The organism is Arthrobacter sp. NPDC058130 (assembly GCF_042884475.1).
Taxonomy (GTDB): Bacteria; Actinomycetota; Actinomycetes; order Actinomycetales; family Micrococcaceae; genus Arthrobacter.
This window is the reverse complement of record NZ_JBHVTV010000016.1, coordinates 82,855-89,303: the sequence shown is the minus strand read 5'-3', so window position 1 is coordinate 89,303 and position 6,449 is coordinate 82,855. Positions and strand designations below refer to the sequence as shown.

Here is a 6,449-nt window from a genome sequence, read left to right as displayed (position 1 = left end):
CCAGCCAGGATCCCGCCAACGGCGCCAGCTCCGCCACCACGCCAAAACACTCCACCGCGGAAGACTCACAGCAGCACCCGCCGCCTAGGAATCAGTCTGCTGAGCCTGATGGCTGGTCCGGCAGGCGGCCCGTCAGCTTCTCAACTGTCTCTGCGATGCCAACGGCCTCGCCTTCCAGCTCTTCCATGTAGAGACTTCCGCCCGCAATGAGTCCGTCCTCAATCTCGAAGATCGTCACGCCGCGCATGTCAAAGGGCTGCCCGTCTGTTCGGGTGCCGGCCCAGGTCCATTCGCTCCACGTCGTGTTTGCGTCGTCCACTGAACGGAGCACTTCTGCGTGAAAATCGGGAATGCCAGCGAACATAGCTGCCCAGTTCGCGTGCATCTGCGCCCGCCCCACAAATGCCCGGCCAGGGTGGGCCGGTTGCACGCTCTTGTACGACTCATGGAACAACGCTGCTGCTGCCTCGAGGTCGTGGTCATTGACCGCGGCAAGCAGGCGTTGGATAACTTGGCTCATCGGATGACTCCTCTGGATGGCTCGGTTTCCTGCGCGGTCGACTGCAACGGCACGTTGACGGACCGCACGGCGGCCGGAAAATCCGCCCGCCCAACCGCCAATCTACGCCCACTCGCCCAGCTCGTAGAGCTGGGCGCGTTCGGTGAAATCGACAGTCGACTGATCAGGGTGGGATCCGAACCGGGGCTAGATACAGCTATCCGGTCACTTTCAGGGTGATCCTGTCCCAGGTCAACCGGCCGTGCTGGAATTCCGAGATGCGCCCGGTAAGAATCAAGCGCTGGTCGCTGGTCGGATAACCCAGACGGCTCTTCTCCCAGCCGAGCGACGCCCACCTGGCACGGATCACGCCCTGCACAGAGTGCGCCCCGGTGGCCCGTGTGTAATAGATCGACGCCCCGTTCGAACCGGAGAAGTGGTTGTACGCTCCCACCCCGTCCGGGGTGCCGTTCTCGTCGGTGGTCGGATAGCCCAACTGTCCTGTCTCCGCACCCGACGCCATCCATTTGGCCCGGATGGCACCCAGGACAACGTGCGCCCCGGTCGTCGGCGACCAGGCAATGGTGCGTGTACCGGACCCGAGGAAGTGGTTGTAGCGCCCCACCCCGTCCGACGACGCCGTCGTGTCAGTAGTCGGATAGCCCAGGCCCTTCTCCCAGCCCAGCGTCGCCCACTTGGCGCGGATCTCCCCCGTCACAGAGTGCGCCTTGGTGGTCGGTGACCAGTAGATCGATGCCCCGTCAGCACCGGAGAAGTGGCTGTACGCTCCCACCCCGTCGGGCGCGCGCTTCTCGTCGGTGATCGGATACCCCAGCGGTCCCGTCTCCGCACCCAGGGCCCTCCATTTGGACCGGATCGCGCCGGTCACCGAGTGTGCTCCGGTGGTCGGTGAATAGTAGATCGAAGTCCCGCCCGCACCGGAGAAGTCGCTGTACCGCCCCGCCTTATCCGGCGACACTTTCTCGTCCGAAGTCGGGAAGCCGAAGGCACCTCCGGCGCCACCCTCGGCCTTGTAACGCTTGTAAATCTCACCGAGGACTGCATGGGCCCCGGTCTTGGGCGACCAGCAGATCACTCCCCTGGTGTAGTCCTGGCACTTGCCCGCGCCTACGGCGTACTCCGCGGTCAGCGACCTGCCCAGACTCGACCCTGGACGCCCTGCGTTGATCTTCCACCCGTAGGCAGCGATGGGGTCATCGGTACCGTTCCCGGTGAGCATGACTTTCTGGGCAGCTTGGCCGTCATCCGCGGTGACGAGGTAAAAGGTCTCCTTCGTCCCTGCTTGCCCGACGGCCGTCGGGGCGAAGGTCACGGTCTGGTAGGCGGTTTCACCGCCTGGAATCTTCAGGCCCTCGGAGATGGGCGTCGTGGTGGAGAAGACCCCCTGCGGCGCTTTCGCCTTCGTGATGGTCATAGGGACGTTGCCGGTGTTCTTTATCTCGAAAGCCCTGGTAACCGACGTCCCGGCAGGGACGTCACCGAAGTCCAGGGTGCGCGGTATCTCCAGGTGCGCCGCGCCTGAGACGGCGGTAGCGGCCACCTTGACGGTCACCCGTCCGCGGTCGCTGGTGACGACGAGCGTATCGTTCACGGGACTGGCCGACGTGGGACTGAACGTCATGGACACGGCAATCGACGCAAGCGGCTGGATGGTTTTGCCCACGACCGGCACGGTGGCCGAGTCGACTTTGAGCTGTCGGTTTGCCGGCAACGTGACGCCGGTGATCTTGGCGACGGTTGTGCCCGTGTTGACGATGTTGACCGTCTGCCGGCTGACCGTCTTTGTCGGGACATCGGTGAACTGGACCACGGCCGGCGTCGCGCCCAGACCCTCTTTTGTGCCGACGCCGTGGACGCCCAGCAGATCGGTCTCGCTGTCGGCGGTTTTGACCGTCAGGGTACCGTCGGCCTGGCCCGGTACCGTTGGCGAGAAGTTCACGGGTACCGTCATGCTTCCGCCCTTGGCCAACTTCCGGGGCAGCGTGAGCGTGGTTGCGATCTTGAACGGGGCGCGTGCCGTGATGGAACTGACCGTTACCGCCCGCGACGCGGTAATCGTCACGCTTCCGGTCACGGTGGTGCCCACCTTGGCGTTGCCAAGGTCGGTGTCCTTAGCCCCTACCGCTGATGTTGTAGGGGCGCCGAAGCCCATCACGTGGCCGTCACGCGTGCCGACGTACACACGACCCTTATCAGTGGCAACCGAGGAGAATTTGGCCCCGATTCCCAGCGGGGCGCTGAACACCTCCTTGAGGTTCCCGGTATTGTCCGGGATTGCACGGTAGGCGCGCAGTTCCGCATCGGCCCCGGTCCCTCCGCTGACGTAGACCACCCAGACCAGGGCCGAGGACCCGTCCGTGCCGGTCGACGTCACCGAGGGAGCACCGGAGCTGAACCCGAACGTACCGGCGGACGTTCCGACGGCCGCCAGGCTGATCCCGCCGTTGGCGCCCGGCACGAGCTTGAAGGCCCTCAGGTACCCGTTGCTTTCGACGATGTAAAGGTATCCGCCGCTGGGCGTCCCAAGAAACGCGGGCCGGCCCCACACTCCGCTGTACGGACCGGCTTTGTCCAGGACGGCGTCGGTTCCGCCCGGTCCCTGCGCCATGCCGCCCAAGTTGTCGCGGTCCAGCAGGTACATGGTGCCGTCTTTGCCGATTTGGGCCAGCAGGTGCGGGTGCGCGGCCGTGCCATAGCCGTCCGGGATCGCGACGGGAGCGCCTGAGCCCAGATCGGCGTCGTTTCGGTTCAGTTTCGCGTTGTCGGCCGGGCTGAAGAAGTCGGTGGCTTTCAGGTTGCCGTCACTGCCGACCCGGAGCCGGACCACGGCCTCCGCCAGGGTGGTGGGCGGCTTCGAACCGGGGCCGGGCTTCGGGGAAATACCGTTGCCCGTGGTGAGCAGGATCTGGCCGGGACCATCGGACACCAGCCCACCGCCGGAGTGCCAGATGCCGCCCTCCGCGTTGGCGTTGCCTGATTCGGTGGCCCACATCGTCGTCTGCCGGCCGGCGGTCGACACGCCGACGACATAGCCGACGAAGGGCGTGTAGTCGCAGTGGCTGGCGAATCCTGCGTAAACCACGCCGTCCATCAGCAGCAGCCCTGGGCGCTGCATCGCCGTCATTGGGTTGAACGGGCGGGTGGGGTCATTTGTCGGGGCGCCTTGGATTGAGACAGGGAACCCGGGTTTCTCCGCGCCGGTCGCAACGTCCAGGGAGTGCATGTACCAGTGCGGGAACTGCTTGCTGGCCCCGTCATTCGTCTTCGCCAGCAGGAAAACGCTCTTCGTTGCAGGGTCGTAGACGGGGGTGGACGTGATTCCGATGTTGGGCGTGAGGTCACCGCAATGAACGGTCGACGCCGGCCACGCCGGCCCGAGCTTGCGCGTCCACTTCGGCGCACCCGTCTCACTGTTGAGTCCATAGACGGCGTTGTTCTCCGTCGCGGCAATGACGGTGCTGCCTATTACGAGCGGCTGAGCGTAGACCTGCCCGTCCACGGTTGTAGAGAACAGTTTGCCAAAGTTGGAGGAGGCGACAGCCGACGGCGAGAGTCCCGGTTCGTTCTTGTCCCACCCCGTCCGCAGGGAATCGTGGGCGATAGTGCCCACGTCCGCCACGGCGGACCCGCTGAGCGACAGTCCGGCGAATGCGAGCGATGCCGACAGCAGAGACGCGCACGCGCCGCGGGACCACGCGCGTTGCCTGGACCATGCCGCGAAGTTCGTGTCCGCCCGATGTTTCCGGAGGTGCGGTGCCCCACCCTTACGTCCACCGCGCAATCGGCCCTTAAAATGGCCGGACGACACCCAAGAATCTGTTTGATCATGCATGGCTGAGACCCGTTTCTGACCACTACATTGACTTTATTAACCCAGTAATTGGGAGCCTAGAAGCCGGTCTTGATCAGCGCGCGAGTGGTTGCTACTCGACTTTTCGGGGGCGATTCCCGTCTTTTTTCGGGCGCTACTTGCCCGCCTCGTGGGCGACCGAGATCGCCTACTTGCTTCCCCGGCACCTCACGGCGGCGGCCCTGTGTTCGAGGCGTCCCCGACGGGGACGAAAAGGGTGCGGAAGGTCTCAGCGTTCCGGTCCCGAAGGTAGTTTCGCGGCAGCGGCGAGCGCCGCCCGTCGCTGCCGGAACTCCCCTACCGGTTCATCAAGGCATGTTGGATCGCTGCGCCCAGCGGACCCGCGGCGACCAGCACCAACAAGCTAAGGGCGGGAACACCCATAACCCAGGCGATGCGACGCCGTCGTGCCTGATCCACCAGGCGCCGGAGGGCGGCGAAATTCCGGATGAGTTCGTCCGCGTCGCCTGGCCGTGCCGGCTTCGTGTGCCAGGTCCGGGCTTTCACGGCGGCAGTGGTTATGCGGTCCACCTGTTCGGTGCTCAGTACGGCGCGGCGACGCCGGAGAAAGCCCAGGAGCTGCCGATCGCTCAGCACGATTACCTGACTCGGCTTCTCCCTGATCGTGAGCCGCCGGGGTTCAACGATCACCACGACGCCGGTGACGTCGACCGGCGCACCCGTGGCCGTGCTGAGCAGGTTCGAGGCCCGGGCGGCCTCGCGCGAGGAGTTGTAGAGGTGGCGGAGTTTGTTTCCCGACACCATCAGGGTCTGCCCGGCCACCCAGATCGATTGGCCGGCATGGTTCTTGGTGTTAACGGTGAAGACGCCGGCAGGACCCACCAGCACATGATCGATATCCGCCCAGCCTGAACCGACCGGGACGGCATGCAGCACCAGCCACTCGGGCCCGAGCCCTGCCAGAATCCGGCCCACGGCAATCTCGCCCAGTGCACCCCGGTACCAGGGCCAGCTCGCGTCGCTCAACGGACTGGCACCGAACAGCCGCCTGGGCAGCGAACGCGGCGGAACGCCCGACTGGACCGCCAAGAGTTCCTCAATCACGGACTGGGCCGCAAATCGCTCGGTCAGCGGCGCCGGCGCCGCGTAGCCGCTCATTGCCGCAACTGTGGTCGCGGCTGTGGTGTGGGACGCATGCGACGCATCCTAGCCCGCCGGCGCCAACCCCGCGGGGCAGGGGTCCCGGCGCGCCGGAATCCTTGCCCAATGCTTCCGGAAACCTGCTGCCAAACCTCTACGCCGTGCCCCGGACGCGGCCCGGGGACGGCGGCGCACCGCGGGCCCCCGCCTCGCGTCGCGTTAGGCTCATCTCATGTCGCCCGATCGCTACCTGGCCGAACTGGCTGGGTCTCTGGACCAACTCAGCGCGCTTGCCCGGCAGCCGGCTGGCCTACTTTCCCGCGCCGTTCCGGCATGCCCCGGCTGGACTCTCGATCAACTATTCGGGCATCTCGGCTCCATCGAGCGGTGGGCAGCCGCGGTGGTTCGTCAAGGCATTTTCGTCGAGGAAACGGCTCCGCCCGCCGTCGACGCCGCGGCCTGGTTTCTCGAGGGAACGGCACCCTTCCTCGGGACAATGACGGCCCTGGATCCGGAGAAAGACTGCTGGAACTTCGGCCCGCCACCGCGCAGGGCCGGGTTCTGGCTTCGGCGCCAGGCCCACGAACACGCCATCCACCTGATCGACGCCTGCCAGGCGCTCGATCTGGAGTACCCCGCTCTTGGCGAGGACTTCATGCTCGACGGCGTGGACGAGGTCCTGGCAATGTTCACGCCGCGCCAACTGCGACTGGAGCGGATGTCGCACCCGGACCAAGGCGTGATCTTCCAGGTGCCGGGGGCCGCCGGCTGGACCGTCGGACCGGGTCCCGCGGTGGCATCCATTACCGCCCCGCTGCGCGGCATGTATATGGGTCTTTGGGGCCGGTCCAACCTCGAGGATGTCGCTCTCATTGAAGGGGACGCCGCCGCCGCCCGCCGGGTGCTTCGCGGCCCGCTCACGCCGTAAGTCCCGGATTTGGGGAATAGGATACGAAGACGTCCGGGGAAGCTGCGGGC

The 6,449-nt window shown here is 66.0% G+C and carries 4 protein-coding genes; 1 reads left to right on the top strand and 3 read right to left on the bottom strand.

The annotated features are described in order from the left end of the window. Positions 1 to 91: 91 nt before the first annotated feature. From ACFVTM_RS20895 to ACFVTM_RS20885, 3 genes are all read right to left on the bottom strand, one after another. Entirely contained in the window at positions 92 to 520 is a 429-nt protein-coding gene (locus ACFVTM_RS20895) for a nuclear transport factor 2 family protein (RefSeq protein ID WP_390205983.1), read from the bottom strand. Positions 521 to 716: 196 nt separating this feature from the next. Next, a complete protein-coding gene (locus ACFVTM_RS20890; RefSeq protein WP_390205982.1) occupies positions 717 to 4,139 on the bottom strand; it encodes a choice-of-anchor D domain-containing protein in 3,423 nt (1,140 codons plus the stop codon). 528 nt (positions 4,140 to 4,667) lie between these two features. Further along, positions 4,668 to 5,489 carry a nuclease-related domain-containing protein gene (locus ACFVTM_RS20885; RefSeq protein WP_390205981.1) on the bottom strand — a complete coding sequence of 274 codons (822 nt, stop codon included), beginning with the start codon at positions 5,487 to 5,489 and terminating at the stop codon, positions 4,668 to 4,670. A 214-nt stretch (positions 5,490 to 5,703) separates the two neighbouring features. Here ACFVTM_RS20885 and ACFVTM_RS20880 point away from each other — a divergent pair, with 214 nt between their 5' ends. Beyond that, positions 5,704 to 6,399, top strand: a complete 696-nt coding sequence (locus tag ACFVTM_RS20880) for a maleylpyruvate isomerase family mycothiol-dependent enzyme (RefSeq protein WP_390205980.1) — start codon at positions 5,704 to 5,706, stop codon at positions 6,397 to 6,399. Positions 6,400 to 6,449: the final 50 nt, after the last annotated feature.